The 15267-nt window shown below is 66.5% G+C and carries 16 protein-coding genes; 10 read left to right on the forward strand and 6 right to left on the reverse strand.

The features are described from left to right. Positions 1 to 24 precede the first annotated feature (24 nt). Positions 25 to 858 carry an energy transducer TonB gene (locus ACPVPU_RS06145; RefSeq protein WP_448660086.1) on the forward strand — a complete coding sequence of 278 codons (834 nt, stop codon included), beginning with the start codon at positions 25 to 27 and terminating at the stop codon, positions 856 to 858. 8 nt (positions 859 to 866) lie between these two features. Here the strand turns inward: ACPVPU_RS06145 and ACPVPU_RS06150 are convergent, their stop codons facing one another. From ACPVPU_RS06150 to ACPVPU_RS06160, 3 genes are read right to left on the reverse strand one after another with little or no spacing between them, the layout of a single operon-like run. Next, a complete protein-coding gene (locus ACPVPU_RS06150; protein ID WP_448660087.1) occupies positions 867 to 1322 on the reverse strand; it encodes a vgr related protein in 456 nt (151 codons plus the stop codon). Continuing rightward, positions 1323 to 1841, reverse strand: coding sequence for a PH domain-containing protein (locus ACPVPU_RS06155; protein WP_448660088.1), 519 nt, complete (start codon positions 1839 to 1841; stop codon positions 1323 to 1325). It lies immediately after the preceding gene. A 27-nt stretch (positions 1842 to 1868) separates the two neighbouring features. Further along, entirely contained in the window at positions 1869 to 2312 is a 444-nt protein-coding gene (locus tag ACPVPU_RS06160) for a copper chaperone PCu(A)C (RefSeq protein ID WP_448660089.1), read from the reverse strand. A gap of 157 nt (positions 2313 to 2469) precedes the next feature. On the opposite strand from ACPVPU_RS06160, the gene dnaK reads away from it, so the two are divergent. Further along, positions 2470 to 4374, forward strand: coding sequence for a molecular chaperone DnaK (dnaK, locus tag ACPVPU_RS06165; RefSeq protein ID WP_448660090.1), 1905 nt, complete (start codon positions 2470 to 2472; stop codon positions 4372 to 4374). Positions 4375 to 4508: 134 nt separating this feature from the next. After that, on the forward strand, positions 4509 to 5627 hold the full coding sequence (gene dnaJ / locus ACPVPU_RS06170) for a molecular chaperone DnaJ (protein ID WP_448660091.1): 1119 nt from the start codon (positions 4509 to 4511) through the stop codon (positions 5625 to 5627). Positions 5628 to 5642: 15 nt separating this feature from the next. On the opposite strand, the gene ACPVPU_RS06175 is transcribed toward dnaJ, so the two are convergent. Both ACPVPU_RS06175 and purB read right to left on the reverse strand, forming a co-directional pair. After that, positions 5643 to 6725, reverse strand: a complete 1083-nt coding sequence (locus tag ACPVPU_RS06175) for an HD-GYP domain-containing protein (RefSeq protein ID WP_448660092.1) — start codon at positions 6723 to 6725, stop codon at positions 5643 to 5645. Between the two features lie 81 nt (positions 6726 to 6806). Next, entirely contained in the window at positions 6807 to 8123 is a 1317-nt protein-coding gene (purB, locus tag ACPVPU_RS06180) for an adenylosuccinate lyase (RefSeq protein WP_448660093.1), read from the reverse strand. Positions 8124 to 8370: 247 nt separating this feature from the next. Here purB and ACPVPU_RS06185 point away from each other — a divergent pair, with 247 nt between their 5' ends. Together ACPVPU_RS06185 and ACPVPU_RS06190 are read left to right on the forward strand one after the other, a co-directional pair. Next, positions 8371 to 8772, forward strand: a complete 402-nt coding sequence (locus tag ACPVPU_RS06185) for a calcium-binding protein (protein ID WP_448660094.1) — start codon at positions 8371 to 8373, stop codon at positions 8770 to 8772. Between the two features lie 115 nt (positions 8773 to 8887). Continuing rightward, a complete protein-coding gene (locus ACPVPU_RS06190) occupies positions 8888 to 9070 on the forward strand; it encodes a CsbD family protein (RefSeq protein WP_448660095.1) in 183 nt (60 codons plus the stop codon). A 72-nt stretch (positions 9071 to 9142) separates the two neighbouring features. Here the strand turns inward: ACPVPU_RS06190 and radC are convergent, their stop codons facing one another. Next, positions 9143 to 9826 carry a RadC family protein gene (gene radC / locus ACPVPU_RS06195; RefSeq protein WP_448660096.1) on the reverse strand — a complete coding sequence of 228 codons (684 nt, stop codon included), beginning with the start codon at positions 9824 to 9826 and terminating at the stop codon, positions 9143 to 9145. 138 nt (positions 9827 to 9964) lie between these two features. Between radC and ACPVPU_RS06200 the strand changes: the two genes are divergently transcribed. The 5 genes from ACPVPU_RS06200 to ACPVPU_RS06220 all read left to right on the forward strand — a co-directional run bounded on the left by ACPVPU_RS06200 (position 9965) and on the right by ACPVPU_RS06220 (position 15222). Continuing rightward, a complete protein-coding gene (locus tag ACPVPU_RS06200; protein ID WP_448660097.1) occupies positions 9965 to 13213 on the forward strand; it encodes an intermembrane phospholipid transport protein YdbH family protein in 3249 nt (1082 codons plus the stop codon). Then, a complete protein-coding gene (locus ACPVPU_RS06205; protein ID WP_448660098.1) occupies positions 13210 to 13452 on the forward strand; it encodes a YnbE family lipoprotein in 243 nt (80 codons plus the stop codon). The genes ACPVPU_RS06200 and ACPVPU_RS06205 overlap by 4 nt, the downstream gene beginning before the upstream one ends. Positions 13453 to 13457: 5 nt before the next feature. Then, a complete protein-coding gene (locus ACPVPU_RS06210) occupies positions 13458 to 13853 on the forward strand; it encodes a YdbL family protein (RefSeq protein ID WP_448660099.1) in 396 nt (131 codons plus the stop codon). Between the two features lie 186 nt (positions 13854 to 14039). After that, positions 14040 to 14360: an AtpZ/AtpI family protein gene (locus ACPVPU_RS06215; protein WP_448660100.1), complete on the forward strand. Its 321-nt coding sequence runs from the start codon at positions 14040 to 14042 to the stop codon at positions 14358 to 14360. Positions 14361 to 14457: 97 nt separating this feature from the next. Next, positions 14458 to 15222 carry a F0F1 ATP synthase subunit A gene (locus tag ACPVPU_RS06220; protein WP_448660433.1) on the forward strand — a complete coding sequence of 255 codons (765 nt, stop codon included), beginning with the start codon at positions 14458 to 14460 and terminating at the stop codon, positions 15220 to 15222. Positions 15223 to 15267: the final 45 nt, after the last annotated feature.

The following is a 15267-nucleotide window of genomic DNA, read 5'->3' on the forward strand; positions in this document are numbered from 1 at the left end:
AACAGGCGAAAACCGGGGGCAGCGATGCGCAGAGGGTGGCGGGTGATCTGGGCCGGGGTTGCGGCCGCTGTGCTGGCACCGCCGTTGCCCGCCGCCGATCCGGTCGTGCTGAGTCCATCGACCGGATGGACGCTGGAGTTCGGCGAGAAAAGCTGTGCCGCCATCCGCAGCTTTGGTTCAGGGGCCGAGGCGGTGACGCTGGCCGTGCTGCCGTCGCCCGGCCTTGAATCGACGACGCTGGGGCTGGTTAGTGAACGCAGGCCGAAATTATGGCAACGGATGCGGGTCGGCCTTTCCAATCGGCCGGACCCCATCGATACCGATCTGTGGGTGGATCCGGTCGGCAAGGCGGGGCGGTGGATGATTTCCACCTTTACGCCGATCGCCTTGAGCGATCTGGACGGCGCAAACCGGATCAGTTTCACGATGGACCGCGATCCACCCATCACACTGGCGGTGGGCAACATGGCGGCGCTGCTGAAGGCGATCCGCGATTGTGATGCCGATTTGATGCAGCAATGGGGCATTGGCCGGCCCGATCCGGTGTTGGCCGGCGCGACCGCGCCCGGACCGGCAGCGGCCGACGGCGATCCGGGTGCATGGCTTACGTCCGACGATTATCCGCCCCGCGCCGTCATCGACCGCCAACAGGGCATGGTGGTGGTGACGTGGATCATCGATGTGGACGGCCGGGTCCGCCAATGCCATGTGACGCGCACCAGCGGGTGGCCGCTGCTGGACGATGCCGCCTGTCAAGCGATGATCAAGCGCGGGCGCTTTACGCCCCGAAGGAACGAAGCGGGCGAAGCGATCCGCAGCCTCGGTTCGCGCCGCGTGATCTGGCGCCTGCCCGGATAATCACACCATCAAAAGGGCAGGATGCCCCGATATTGCTCCAGCGGCGGTGCGCCGGGGACGGCCATGCCCTGCCGCAGCAGAAAGACGTGGCGGACGATTTCCGCCTGTTGTTCGATGCCGTACCTGTCCAGCCGCCAGCCAGGTTTCAGGGCATAGTCGTATCGGCAGAAGGGGTGTCGGCGCAGCGGCAGGAAGATGCCCTGCTGATGCTGCCACACATGGACCAGTTCGTGGATGAACAGCCCCTGGAGATGCGGGGCAGCGCAGCCGAAATCGTCGCAATAAAGGCCGCCCTTCGGGTGGAAATGGATTGTCCCCACCGGGGCCATCGTCACACGGCGAGGCTGGAAAAAGGCCCATTTGCGATTGGCGACGCGCGCCGCGTCATAGTTCAGCGCATCGCCGAACACGGTCCGGGCGAGCGCGATCTCGTCGGGCGTCAGCGGGCGGGACGGCGCCGCCATTCAGACGGCATCGCCGCCGAAATCGATTTCGCGCACGCCGCGCGCCTGGCGGGCCAGGTTGACCCGGTCGCGGATCTGTTCGCGGCGGGCGCGGGCACCGGGAATGTCCCGCATGACCAGCGGCGCAGCGGCGGTGGTTTCGTCCGACGACCCGATGGTGATCCGGCCGATATCCGCAATCTGATTGATGATGGTGAAATCGATCCGCACATTCTTGACGCGGTAGAGTTCGATTTCGTCGATCGATTTGGCAATGATCCCCTGACGCAGGATCAGCCGGTCCTCCGTCAATTCATAGGCGGTGGCGATGTTGCCCAGCCAGCGGACAATGACGATGCCCAGCCCGCCCGCTAGGACAATCGGGGCGAGCCAGGCCGCCCCGGTCAGCGTGCCCTGAGCCTGGAAATAGAAGCTGACCAGCAGGCCGCCGACGATCAGCACCAGCGTACCCCAGCCGGCCAGCGTGCCGATCAGCCAGCCACGGGTGGAGGAGCGGAAACGATCGATGATGGTCGGCATGGTTCGCTGTTCCCCCCGTGCAGATGGTTATTCACCCGGTGCGGGATCGCCCGCGCCGATCAGCTTCGCCTCTGTCCGGACCGTGCTGCCATCCGCGAACTGCAGGGTCAGCGGTGCCGTGGCGCCGGGCGCGGCCCCGGCCGTCACCCCGAACAGCATGACGTGCTTGCCGCCCGGTTCGAACCGGATGGTCTCGGCGGGTGCGACCTGCACTTCTTGAATGGCGGCCATGGACATGGCCCCGCCGTCCCGGCGGATGGTTTCGTGCAATTCCGCCCGCGTGGCGAGCGGTGTGGTGATGCCGGTCAGAACCGCGGCGTTGCGCCCGGCGGTGAACGCGAAATAGGCAGCCGCAGGCCGTCCCTCGACGGCGGGCAGGCGAACCCACGCGTCGGTGACGGCCGGTTCCCCGATGCCGCCACAGGCGGCCAGGCCGGACAGCAGGGCGATTGTGAGAAGGCGGCGGATCATGACATGGCTCCCAATTCGGGAATCACCGGTAACGTCCGCCCAATCTTGCGGCAAGCCAAAGCCCGCCTATATCCCGTCCAGTCAACCGAGCGATCCGGCCAGGGATGGGCGGGGTCGGTCACCAACTGTTTGAACTTTCGGGGGCTTACGAGGAGCTATGGGTAAAGTAATCGGTATCGACCTCGGCACGACCAATTCGTGCGTCGCGGTGATGGAGGGCGGCAAGCCCAAGGTGATCGAGAATGCGGAAGGTGCGCGCACCACGCCGTCGATCGTTGCGTTCGCCAAGGATGGCGAGCGGCTGATCGGCCAGCCGGCCAAGCGCCAGGCGGTGACCAATCCCGACAACACCGTTTTCGCGGTGAAGCGGCTGATCGGTCGCCGGTTCGACGATCCGATCACCAAGAAGGACACGGAGCTGGTCCCCTATTCCATCACGCGCGGGCCGAACGGCGATGCGTGGGTGAAGGCGGGCGGCGAGGATTATTCGCCGTCGCAGATTTCCGCGTTCATTCTTCAGAAGATGAAGGAAACCGCCGAGAGCTATCTTGGTGAGACGGTGACGCAGGCGGTGATTACCGTTCCCGCCTACTTCAACGACGCCCAGCGCCAGGCGACCAAGGATGCCGGCAAGATCGCCGGGCTTGAGGTGCTGCGCATCATCAACGAGCCGACGGCGGCCGCGCTCGCCTATGGCCTCGACAAGAACGAGAACAAGACCATCGCGGTCTATGACCTGGGCGGCGGCACGTTCGACATCTCGATCCTGGAGGTCGGCGACGGCGTGTTCGAGGTCAAGGCGACCAATGGCGACACCTTCCTGGGCGGCGAGGATTTCGATTCCAAGATCGTCCAGTTCCTGGCCGGGGATTTCCAGAAGGCCGAAGGCATTGACCTGACCAAGGACAAGCTGGCGCTTCAGCGGCTGAAGGAAGCGGCGGAAAAGGCCAAGATCGAGCTGTCGAGCGCGGCGACGACCGAGGTCAACCTGCCCTTCATCACCGCCGATCAGAATGGCCCGAAGCACTTGGTGAAGAGCATCAGCCGCGCCGATCTGGAGCGGCTGGTCGACGATCTCATCCAGCGCACGCTGGAGCCGTGCCGCAAGGCGATGGCCGATGCGGGCGTCAAGAACGACGGCATCGACGAGGTCGTCATGGTCGGCGGCATGACCCGGATGCCCAAGGTGCGTCAGGTCGTGAAGGATTTCTTTGGCAAGGAGCCGCATGTCGGCGTGAACCCGGACGAAGTCGTCGCGATCGGTGCGGCCATCCAGGCAGGCGTGCTACAGGGCGACGTCAAGGACGTGCTGCTGCTGGACGTCACCCCGCTGTCGCTGGGCATCGAGACGCTGGGCGGTGTGTTCACGCGCATGATCGACCGCAATACGACGATCCCGACGAAGAAGAGCCAGGTCTATTCGACTGCCGATGACAATCAGCAGGCGGTGACCATCCGCGTGTTCCAGGGTGAGCGCGAAATGGCTGCGGACAACAAGATGCTCGGCCAGTTCGATCTGGTCGGCATTCCGCCTGCGCCGCGCGGCGTGCCGCAGATTGAGGTGACGTTCGACATCGACGCCAACGGCATCGTCAACGTCAGCGCCAAGGACAAGGGCACCGGCAAGGAACAGCAGATCCGCATCCAGGCATCGGGTGGCCTGTCGGACAGCGACATCGAGCAGATGGTGCGCGACGCCGAGCAGTTCGCCGAAGAGGACAAGAAGCGCCGGGCATCTGCCGAGGCGAAGAACAACGCCGAAAGTCTGATCCACACGACCGAGCGTCAGCTGGCCGACAACGGCGACAAGGTGGATTCGGCGCTGAAGGGCGAGATCGAAGCCGCGATTGCAGAGACCAAGACGGCGGTCGAAAGCGGCGATGCCGATGCGATGACGCAAAAGGCGCAGGCGCTGGCTCAGGTGGCCATGAAGCTGGGCCAGGCAATCTACGAGAAGCAGGCGGCATCCGAAGCCTCTCCGTCGGCGGACGCCGAATCCGGCCCGAAGGAAGAGGTGGTCGACGCCGAATTCTCCGAGGTGGACGACAACCAGAAGGCGTAATCCTCCATGTCACACCCCCGTCATCCCCGCGAAGGCGGGGATCCATCTCCGAACCGTCCCGTTCAGTGCGGCGCTTCGGAGTTGGGTCCCCGCCTTCACGGGGGCGACGGTGGGGCTGACGGAGCCGGGGCTGTATGACCACCCAGATCGATTATTACGAGCTGCTCGAATGCGAGCGCGGGGCCGACGACAAGACGATCAAGGCCGCCTATCGCAGGCTCGCCATGAAGTATCACCCGGACAAGACCGGGGGATGCAAGGAATCGGAAGCCAAGTTCAAGGCGATTTCCGAGGCCTATGAGGTGCTGAAGGACCCGCAGAAGCGCGCCGCCTATGACCGATATGGCCATGCCGCTTTCCAGCAGGGTGGCGGGGGTGGACCGCAGGATTTCAGCGGGTTCAGCGACATTTTCGAAAGCGTGTTCGGCGAATTCATGGGCGGTGGGCGCGGCGGCGGCGGGCGCAATTCGCCCCGGCGCGGCGCTGACCTGCGTTATGACATGGAAATCACGTTGGAAGAGGCGTTCCACGGCCGCCAGGCGGAGATCACCGTCGACGTGTCTGGCACCTGTTCGCGCTGTTCCGGCTCGGGTGCCAAGCCCGGCACCGCGGTCAAGGCGTGCGGGACCTGCGGCGGTGCCGGCAAGGTGCGCGCGCAACAGGGATTCTTCGTTGTCGAACGGACGTGCCCCGCCTGTCACGGCCAGGGCCAGGTGATCGCCGATCCCTGCCCCGATTGCCGGGGCGAGGGGCGCGTGGACCAGACCAAGACGCTGCAGGTCAACGTCCCCCCCGGCGTGGACGAGGGCACGCGCATCCGGCTGAGCGGCGAGGGCGAGGCGGGCGCGCGCGGCGGTCCGCCGGGCGACCTCTACATCTTTCTGCACATCAAGCGACACGCGATCTTTGCCCGCGAGGGCACGACGCTGCACGCGCGCGCGCCGATCAGTTTTACCACAGCGGCGCTGGGCGGCGAGATCGAGCTGCCCGGCCTGGACGGCGAGACGATCAGCGTGAAGGTCCCGCAGGGCACCCAGTCGGGCAAGGAAGTGCGCCAGCGCGGTGCCGGGATGCCGGTGCTGCAGGGGCGCGGTCGCGGCGACCTGGTCGTTCATCTGCAGGTCGAGACTCCGACCAAGCTGTCGGCACGCCAGCGTGAGTTGCTGGAGGAGTTCCGCGCGCTGGAGACGGGTGAGGAATGCCCGGAATCGAGCGGCTTTTTCGACCTTTTGAAGCGCGCCGTCGGCGGGTGATCGGCTGGGCCGGGTTCAGGCCCAGCCGCGCGGCATTTCGTCGCCCCAGTGCATCAGGACCCGGCGCAGTTTCGGCCAGTCGGCGATCGACCAGCGGTCGGGGCGTTCGATCCCGACCACCGGGTCGTCTCGGGTATCGATGCGCAGCCATTCGATCGGCCGGTTGGATGCGCCGTGGTGAAAGGCGATGACCGGGGGGTTTAGCGGATCGTCGCCGCCCGGCACGATCACCGCCAGACGGTCGCTGCTGAGCCGCACGAGCGCCCCGGGCAGGAACGCGCCCAGCATCCGCACCAGGGCGGCGACCAGCGACCGGTCATATTCCAGCGGGCTGGCGCGGAGTTGATCGATCAGTTCAGCGCCCGTCAGCGGTTCCGCATAGGGACGGGGCGCGGTGCCCGCGTCGAAACTGTCGCAGATCGCGGCGATGCGCGCGCCCTGGCTGATCGCATCCCCCGTCAGACCATAGGGATAGCCCGACCCGTCCAGCCGTTCATGATGGTGTAGGCAGATATCGAGCACGAAATCGGAGACTGTGCCGGTTTCGGCCAGCAGCTTGCAGCCCAGTTCGCAATGCCGTTTGACGTGATCCTGTTCCGCCTCGGTCAGCGGCGCCTGCTTGTTCAGGATTTCCGGCGGCAGCGCGGTCATCCCGATATCGAGCAGCAGGCCGGCCAGCCCGTATTCGGCGACCTGGCCCGCGTCCATCCGCAATTCGCGCGCCATGCCGATCATCAAGCTGCTGGTGCCGATGGCATGGAAATAGGCCGATTCGCTGGCATCGCGGAGTCGGAGAAGCCCGGGCAACGCGGTTGGATTGCGGGCGAGCGATGCGGAAATCGCATTGACGATCGGCATCAGCGCGCCGGTATCGACGGGCTGGCCACCGCGCGCGCAGGCAAAGGCATGGGCCAGCGTTTCGCGCGCCAGCAGGGTGATCTCGTGTGCGCGCGCCAGTTCCTCCTCGCGCGAGGCGGGGCGGGCACGCAGATGCAGGCTGGGCGCACGACCAAAGGCCGGACGCGCCGGGGCAACCGGCTGCGGGGACGGCGCCTTTCCACCCCCGGCCCATTCATCGCTGTTGAGCAGACCCGTCATGACGCCCGCTGTAACGATCCGTGGTTACCAGCGCGTTAGGATGGGCGTTCGTATCGTTGCGCAGCGGCGAGCTCTTGCCCGCTACTCCGCGCCGAAGACGCGGGTGAAGATCGTGTCGACATGCGCAAGGTGATAGTCGAGGTCGAATCGCGCCTCGATTTCCGGAACGCTCAAGGCCGCCGATACTTCCGGATCGGCCTTCAGCAGGTCCATCAGCGACAGGGCGCCGTCCGATTCCCACACCTTCATCGCGTTGCGCTGAACCAGGCGATAGCTGTCCTCGCGGCTGAGCCCGGCTTGCGTCAGCGCCAGCAGCACGCGCTGCGAATGGACAAGGCCGCCCATGCGGTTGAGGTTCTTCTCCATCCGTTCGGGATAGACGACCAGCTTGTCGATCACGCCCGTCATCCGGCCCAGCGCGAAATCCAGCGTGATGGTGGCGTCGGGGCCGATATAGCGTTCGACCGACGAATGGCTGATGTCGCGTTCGTGCCACAGCGCGACGTTTTCGAGCGCCGGGGTGACATAGCCGCGCACCATGCGGGCCAGGCCGGTGAGGTTTTCGGTCAGCACCGGGTTGCGCTTGTGCGGCATGGCCGACGAGCCCTTTTGCCCGGGCGAGAAATACTCCTCCGCCTCCAGCACCTCGGTGCGCTGCAGATGCCGAACCTCGGTCGCCAGCCGTTCGATCGAGCTGGCGATGACGCCGAGCGTTGCAAAGAACATCGCGTGCCGGTCGCGCGGGATCACCTGGGTCGAGACGGGTTCGATGGCGAGGCCCAGCTTGTCGGCGACATAGGCTTCCACCTGCGGGTCGATATTGGCGAAGGTGCCGACCGCGCCCGAAATCGCGCAGGTGGCGATATCCGCCCGGGCGGCGGCAAGGCGGGCGCGGTTGCGGTCGAACTCGGCATAGGCCTGGGCCAGTTTCAGGCCGAAGGTGACGGGCTCGGCATGGATGCCATGGCTGCGGCCGATGGTGGGGGTGAGCTTGTGCTCCATCGCCCGGCGCTTGATCGCGGCGAGCAGCGCGTCGAGGTCGGCGATCAGCAGGTCGGCGGCGCGGGCAAGCTGGACCGCCAGCGTCGTATCGAGCACGTCGGAGCTGGTCATCCCCTGATGCATGAAGCGGGCTTCGTCGCCCACCTGTTCGGCAACCCAGGTGAGGAAGGCGATGACGTCGTGCTTGGTCACCGCCTCGATCGCATCGATGGCGTCGACATCGATCGTCGGTTTGGTCGCCCACCAGTCCCATAGCGCCTTGGGCGCCGATTGCGGGACGACGCCGAGATCGGCCAGTGCCTGGGTCGCGTGCGCCTCAATCTCGAACCAGATCGCGTAGCGCGCCTCCGGCGTCCAGATGGCTGTCATGTCGGGGCGGGCATAGCGGGGGACCATCGGATGTCCTTTTTCGGGCGAACTGGCGGGTTCGGAATGTGGCGAAAATGCGGCTCGTCGTGCCTGGATACCGGAATCCGGGCGAGGCGGCCCCTAGCAAAGGCGGCCCGAGCGGGCAATTCGCAGCTTTATCCGTCGTGCGGGATTGATGTTGCAGCGGTTCAGGCCGCAGCGGCCGGGCCAGAAATCGCCCCATAGTTCGTCGGTCCGGCCGCAGAGATTCACTGTTTCGCAAAGGAGCAACACCATGCTGAAGACCATGATGCTGGCCGGAGCGGCCCTGATTGCCACCCCCGCCATCGCCCAGGATATGCAGACCCCGGCGGCCCCGACGCAGGAAGGCACGGCGCCGATGCAGGGTACGGACACAGCCCCGGCACAGGGCCAGCCCGCCACCACCGAGGCTCAGGTCGCTCAGGTCGTCGAAGCCGACTGGGCCAAATATGACACCGACGGCAACGGCGAATTGAGCCAGGACGAGTTCGCCGGCTGGCTGGGCGCGTTGCGCAAGGCAAGCGAGCCGGGCGCCGACATGGCCTCGACCGAAATGCAGGGATGGATGGGCCAGGCATTTGCCGCAGCCGATGCCGACAAGTCGAGCGCGGTGACCAAGGAAGAGCTGACCAGTTTCCTGTCGCAGTCGGCCTGATTTCGGCCAAAGCTCCCGCCCTTGCCGGTGAAACCAGCATGGACGGGAACACCCGCCGGAACCCGATTTCAGTCGTGACGTTTTACCGTCAACTTCAACCCGAAGGAGACATCAGATGGGTGAACTGACCGACAAGCTGGCAGCCGCTGGCAACAAGATCGCCGGCAACGTCAAGGAAGCCGCGGGCAAGGCGACGAACAACCCGGAACTGGAAGCCGAGGGCAAGGCCCAGCAGCTCAAGGGCACGGGCCAGGATGTCGCTGGCAGCGTCAAGGGCGCACTGGGCGACAAGATCTGACGATATCGTCATGTTCTACGGGAACGGGGTCGGGCCGCAGGGTCCGGCCCCGTTTTTTTGCGAGTGCGGCGGTCAGATCATCCCTTGGGCGCGTAGGCTGACATGGCCGTTGCGACCCATGATCAGGTGATCGTGAACGGCGATGTTGAGCGGTTTGCCCGCCGCCGCGATGGCGCGGGTCAGGTCGATGTCCGCCTTGCTGGGCGTCGGATCGCCGGATGGGTGATTGTGGACGAGGATGATGGCCGCCGATCCGAAATCGATGGCGCGGCGGATCACCTCTCGAAGATGGACCGGCGCCTCGTCGATCGTGCCCCGGCTCATCGCATCGTCGGCGATCAGGATGTTGCGGGTGTTGAGGTGCAGGACCCGGACCTGTTCTACGGCATCGTGCGCCATCCGCACGCGCAGATAGTCGAGCAGCGCCTGCCAGTTGGACAGGACGGGGCGGTCCATCACCTGCGCCTTCAGGGTACGGGTCATGACGGCGCGCACGATCTTGATCGCAGCGGCGGTCGCTTCGCCAGCGCCATCGACTTTCAGGATGGATTGCACGTCGGCAGCCAGCAGATCGGGCAGACTGCCGAACCGTTCGATCAGCCGCTTGGCCGTATCCTTGGTATCGACGCGGGGCTGGGCGGTGGCCAGCAGATATTCGATCAGTTCGTGATCGGCCAGGCCGTCGCCGTCCGATGCCAGCAACCGATTGCGCACGCGTTCGCGGTGGCCGGTCCGGTCGGTTACGGGGCGGTTCATGCCCAAGGGCGTAGCGACAGGTGGCCAGAGCGGCAAGCCGTGCTAACGAACGGAGCGCATGACCCCGGAACCTTGTCCTTTGCTGATTGACCCGGCATGCGGTGCAACGGTCCCGGCAGTCGGGACGTTGTGCGCGTCGTGAGCGAACCACCGGGCCAGCCCGTCCTGAACGATAAACCGGCCCCGGCATCGCCGATGCGGCGACGGCGATTGCGACGGACTGCCCGATTTGGCGGTATCGTCATCCTGATGCTGTTTGCGGCATCGGCGCTGATCTGGTCGCAGCGGCGGCCGATTGCCGACGGGTTCATCCGCGACGCCCTGGTTTCGCGCGGAGTGCCGGCCCGGTACCGGATCGAGGATATCGGGTTTCGCACGCAGCGGATCACCGACCTGGTGCTGGGGGATCCGGCCAACCCGGACCTGACCGCCGACTGGGCCGAACTGGACCTGAGCCTGGGCTTTGGCACGCCGGAGGTGGTGGCGGTGCGGGCGGGGCGGGTTCGGATGCGGGGTCGAGTCGAGGGCGGCCAGTTGCGCCTGGGGGCGCTCGACCGGTTGATGCCGCCCCCGTCGGGCAGGCCGTTCGCCCTGCCGGAGATTGCGGTTGCCGTGGCCGACGGCCGGGCGCGGATCGACACCGAACAGGGGCAAATTGGGGTCAAGCTGAGCGGCAGCGGGCGGTTGGATGACGGCTTTTCGGGGATGCTCGGCCTCGTCGCGCCTCGACTGGCCATGGCGGGATGCCAGGCGGACAGGGCCAGCTTCTATGGATCGTTGCGGATCACCGACCGCCAGCCCCGACTGACCGGATCAGTGCGGATCGGCGCGGGGCGCTGTGCCGGTGGCAGCATCGGGCGAGCAGCGGCGGTGGTGGACCTTGCGCTGAACGAGCGGCTGGACCGGTGGCAGGGCATCGCCGAATTGAACGCCAGCGACCTGTCGGGCGCCGATGCCCGGCTGGGCCGAATGGCGGGGACGGTCCGGTTCGATGGCGGACCGCGCGCGACGACGGGTTCGGTCGACCTGAGCGGCAGCGGGATCAGGGTGCGGGGGGCCACCGCGGCGAAGGGCCGGATCACTGGCGATTACAGGGTTGGCGGCGACAATCGGTTGAGGGCGCAGCTGAGCCTAGATGGTGCAAAACCCGACGCGGCGCTGCGGCAGCAATTGGCCAGCCTGAACGGCAGCGGCGCGGGAACGCCGGTGGGGCCGTTGGTCGACCGGCTGGCCGGTGCGCTGGCAGGGATGGCGAAGGGCGTGTCGGTACGGGCCGACCTGACCGCGCGATCGGCGGCGGATGGCGGGGAACTGGTGGTGCAGCGGCTGGCGCTTTCCTCGAACAGCGGTGCGCGGATCGCCCTCAACGACGGAGCGGGCGCCCGGCTGGCCTGGCCTGGCGGCGGCTTTACGCTGAACGGTCAGTTGGCGATGGGCGGGGGCGGATTGCCCGACGGCGTCGTCCGGCTGACCCAAGCGGCGCCCGGCGGGCCGGTGACGGGCAGCGCGCTGCTGGCGCCCTATCGCGCCGGGACAGCCAGTCTGGCGCTGAATGACGTGCGGTTTCGAATGAACGGGCCGAACATGCGGGTTCAGGCCGACGCGGTGCTGAGCGGGCCGCTGGGCGATGGCCGGGTGGATAGCGTGCGCCTGCCGATCGATGCGGCACTGGCGGGGGGCGCGCTGACCGTCAATCGCGCCTGTGCGCCGCTGTCGTTCCGGCGATTGGCCGTATCGAGCCTCGACCTGGGCGCGACGCGCTTGACGCTGTGTCCGGCGGGCGGCGCGATGGTGCGGATGGCGGGCAACCGGGTTTCGGGCGGCATGACCACGGGTCCGCTGACCCTGAACGGACGATTGGGCAGTGCGCCGCTGATGATCGAGGCGGCAGCGGCGCAAATCGACCTTGGCAGTCGCCGCTTTGCGCTGAATGACGGCAGGGTCGTGCTTGGCCAGCCAGACCGGCCCAACCGCCTGACCGTCGCCCGGCTGGACGGAGCCATTGACGGTGCCGCCATGGCCGGTCGGTTCGAGGGGCTGGCGGGGGGCATCGCCAATGTCCCGCTGGTGCTGTCCGGCGGGGCGGGGGATTGGCGCTTTGCCGATGCCGCACTGTCGCTGACCGGGCGACTGGACGTCAGCGACGATGTGAACGCGGTCGAGCCGGGGCAGCCACCGCGCTCGCCGAGATTCAATCCGCTGGTCAGCAACGACGTCCGCCTGACCCTGGTGGACAACCGGATCGAGGCCGCAGGTGCGCTGACCCTGCCAGAGGGTGGCGCGACGCTGGCGCAGGTGACGATCCGGCACGACCTGAACCGCACGGTCGGCGATGCCGTGATCGACGTGCCGGGCATCCGGTTCGATCCGAAGGGCGTGCAGCCCGCCGACCTGACCCGGCTGGCGCTGGGCGTCGTGGCCGAGGTTGACGGCGTGGTCAGCGGTCGGGGCACGATCGAGTGGACCGCCGACGGCGTGACGAGCGGCGGCGTGTTTCGCACCGACGATACCGACCTGGCCGCGGCGTTCGGACCGGTGCGGGGGCTGTCCGGGGAAATCCGCTTTACCGATCTGCTGGCCCTGGAAAGCGCCGACCGGCAGGAAGTGCGCCTGGCGGAGGTCAATCCCGGCTTTGCGGTGACCGACGGCATGGTGCGGTACCGGCTGCTGGCCGGACAGAAGGTGGCGATCGAGGGTGGCCGCTGGCCGCTGGCGGGCGGTGTCCTTACGCTCGCCCCCACCGTGCTGGATTTCGCCAGCGAGGCCCCGAAACGGATGGTGTTCGAGGCCAGCGGCATCGATGCCGGCCAGTTCCTGCAGCAGTTCGATTTCGATAATCTGAACGCGACGGGGACGTTCGACGGGACGATCCCGGTGGTGTTCGACGCCAGCGGGGCGCGGGTGGTGGACGGCCGCCTGTCGGTGCGCGAGGGCGGCGGTACCGTCGCCTATGTCGGGGAGTTGACCGAAGAGGATCTGGGTGCATGGGGGGATTTCGCGTTCCAGGCGCTGCGGTCGCTGCGCTACCGCGAGCTGGAACTGGGACTGAACGGGCCGCTGGCAGGCGAGATGATCACCCAGATCCGCTTTGCCGGCATCGCGCAAGGGGAGGGGACGAAGAGCAATTTCCTGATCCGCCGCCTGGCCCGGTTGCCGCTGGTGTTCAATGTGCGGATCGAGGCGCCGTTCCTGCAGCTGATCGATTCAGTGCAGTCGGTGTACGATCCGGCGCGCCTGGTGCAGCGGCAATTGCCGGCGCTGTTGCGCGAACAGGCTGAGCAGGAGGAACGGGCACGACCGGACACGCCGGTGCCGCCAGCCAAAACGCCCTCGCCAGCGCCATCCCGACCGGTTATTCAGCCCAGCGAAAGCGAGACCATGCCATGAACGCAATGAACCGGGGCGGCGCGGTGTCGCCCGGCAACACGGACAGGGAGGCGAAGGTTCGCACAGGGTGGGCGATGGGCGCGGTGGCTGCCGGAATGACGCTGTGCGGATGCGTCACCGTCAATGCGCCGGACAAGCCGATCGAGATCAACCTGAACATCAAGATCACGCAGGAAGTGGTTTATCGCTTTGACGGCGATGCCAAGCGGCTGATCGAGGAAAATGCGGATATCTTCTGATGGGAATGATGATGAGCAATCGTGGACGAACCTTTACGACGGCGCTGCTGTCGCTGGCCCTGCTGGGTGCGGGCGGCATGGCGCTGGCCCAGGCCCGTGACCCGGCCTATGCCGCCGCGCGCTCTGCGGGCCAGGTGGGCGAGCGGCCCGACGGCTATCTGGGCGTTGTCGGCAACCAGTCCGATGCGATCCGCGACATGGCGGCCGACATCAACCTCAAGCGCAAGAAAGCCTATACCGACCAGGCCCAGGCCGAGGGCGGCACGGTGGAGCAGCGCGGCTTCGTCGCGGGTTGCAACCTGATCGCGCGCACGTCGGCTGGCGAGAAGTACATGGACCCGGCGGGCGCTTGGCAGACGCGCGGCAGCGGTGCGCCGATCCGCGACCCCAAGTGCATCTGACGCAGACCGCATAGGTATGCAGGGCGCGCCGTCCATTTCCGGGCGGCGCGTTCCCGCCAGTTTGCCGGCGCTAAATCCTATCTGTTGACTCAGGGGTTTCCCCTTCCTAAACGGCCCCTGCCTTGGCGGGCCGACGCCCGTCATCGGCGTCCTTCCGCCCCGCAACCGGGCAGGGGAGCGACGCGGATGACGGAACAGCGGCCCGGACTGGACCCCCTTGGCCAGGATGCGCAACTGGAGTCGCTGGAAGCGCGGCTCAAGCGGGCGCAGGTCGAGGAAGCGGTGCGGCGCGGCGAAGCACAGCCCGATACGGGCAAGGCGGATACCCGGATGGGGAACCGCGTGCTGGCCGAGCTGATCGGGGGAATGGTCGGAGGAGCCGTGGTCGGGTATGTGCTCGACCTGTGGTTCGAAACCTCGCCCTGGCTCCTGCTGGCGATGCTTGCCCTTGGGGTGGCTGGCGCCTTCAGGAACATCATCCGGATTGCGAACCGGCGCTCGAAATGATTTCGGGCGTCGTGTTTTAAGTGGGTTCTTTGACTGGAACGGCGTTTACTAAGGAATGGCTGGGGCAGTGGCTGAAGAAGCAGGCAAGATCGACCCGATGCACCAGTTCGAGGTGCAGACGATCGGCGACCCGTTGTTCACGGTCGGCGACGCCGCGGTCTCGTTCACCAACAGTGCGTTGTGGATGCTGATCGCGCTGGTCGCGCTGTGGGCATTCGTGATCGGCGGCGCCAAGGGGCAGCTGGTGCCCGGCCGCTGGCAGATGATGGTCGAGGGCTTTACCGGCTTCATCGGCAACCTGCTGAGCGCCAATATCGGCCCGGCGGGCAAGAAGTACGTGCCGTACGTCTTTACCCTGTTCATGTTCATCCTGTTCGCCAACGTGCTCGGCCTTTTGCCGCTGGGCCTGATCGGCGTGCATCCGTTCACCTTCACCAGCCATTTCACGGTGACGGGCGTGTTCGCCATCGTCAGCTTTGCGATCGTGCTGGCCGTCGGGTTCGGCAAGCACGGGCTGAAGTTCTTCAAGCTGTTCGTGCCGCACGGGACGCCGGTGCCGGTGCTGCTGCTGGTCGTGCCGATCGAGATGATCTCGTTCCTGGTGCGGCCGTTCAGCCTGGCGCTGCGGCTGTTCGTCGCCATGACGGCGGGCCACATCCTGCTGAAGGTGCTGGCCTATTTCATCGTCAATTCGGTGAATGCGGGTGCTGGCCTGGGTGCGGCGGTGGGCATTCCCAGCTTCCTGCTGATGGTCGGCGTGTCCGCGCTGGAACTGCTGGTGGCGGGCGTTCAGGCTTATGTCTTTGCGCTGCTGACCAGCCTCTACATCAACGATGCCGAGCATCTGCACGAGCATCACTGAGCCGTTTTTCGTCAAATAACCTGATTATCCCGAAGGAGTGAATTC

It is taken from the genome of Sphingomonas paludis (genome assembly GCF_053502515.1).

Excerpts from the sequence above, each read along its gene's own strand:
- ACPVPU_RS06175 (WP_448660092.1), bottom strand. The coding sequence starts at position 6,725 with ATGACGGGTCTGCTCAACAGCGATGAATGGGCCGGGGGTGGAAAGGCG.
- dnaJ (WP_448660091.1), top strand. The coding sequence starts at position 4,509 with ATGACCACCCAGATCGATTATTACGAGCTGCTCGAATGCGAGCGCGGG.
- ACPVPU_RS06150 (WP_448660087.1), bottom strand. The coding sequence starts at position 1,322 with ATGGCGGCGCCGTCCCGCCCGCTGACGCCCGACGAGATCGCGCTCGCC.
- ACPVPU_RS06205 (WP_448660098.1), top strand. The coding sequence starts at position 13,210 with ATGAACGCAATGAACCGGGGCGGCGCGGTGTCGCCCGGCAACACGGAC.
- ACPVPU_RS06215 (WP_448660100.1), top strand. The coding sequence starts at position 14,040 with ATGACGGAACAGCGGCCCGGACTGGACCCCCTTGGCCAGGATGCGCAA.
- purB (WP_448660093.1), bottom strand. The coding sequence starts at position 8,123 with ATGGTCCCCCGCTATGCCCGCCCCGACATGACAGCCATCTGGACGCCG.
- ACPVPU_RS06145 (WP_448660086.1), top strand. The coding sequence starts at position 25 with ATGCGCAGAGGGTGGCGGGTGATCTGGGCCGGGGTTGCGGCCGCTGTG.
- ACPVPU_RS06190 (WP_448660095.1), top strand. The coding sequence starts at position 8,888 with ATGGGTGAACTGACCGACAAGCTGGCAGCCGCTGGCAACAAGATCGCC.
- ACPVPU_RS06160 (WP_448660089.1), bottom strand. The coding sequence starts at position 2,312 with ATGATCCGCCGCCTTCTCACAATCGCCCTGCTGTCCGGCCTGGCCGCC.
- ACPVPU_RS06185 (WP_448660094.1), top strand. The coding sequence starts at position 8,371 with ATGCTGAAGACCATGATGCTGGCCGGAGCGGCCCTGATTGCCACCCCC.
- ACPVPU_RS06155 (WP_448660088.1), bottom strand. The coding sequence starts at position 1,841 with ATGCCGACCATCATCGATCGTTTCCGCTCCTCCACCCGTGGCTGGCTG.
- ACPVPU_RS06220 (WP_448660433.1), top strand. The coding sequence starts at position 14,458 with ATGCACCAGTTCGAGGTGCAGACGATCGGCGACCCGTTGTTCACGGTC.
- dnaK (WP_448660090.1), top strand. The coding sequence starts at position 2,470 with ATGGGTAAAGTAATCGGTATCGACCTCGGCACGACCAATTCGTGCGTC.
- radC (WP_448660096.1), bottom strand. The coding sequence starts at position 9,826 with ATGAACCGCCCCGTAACCGACCGGACCGGCCACCGCGAACGCGTGCGC.
- ACPVPU_RS06210 (WP_448660099.1), top strand. The coding sequence starts at position 13,458 with ATGATGATGAGCAATCGTGGACGAACCTTTACGACGGCGCTGCTGTCG.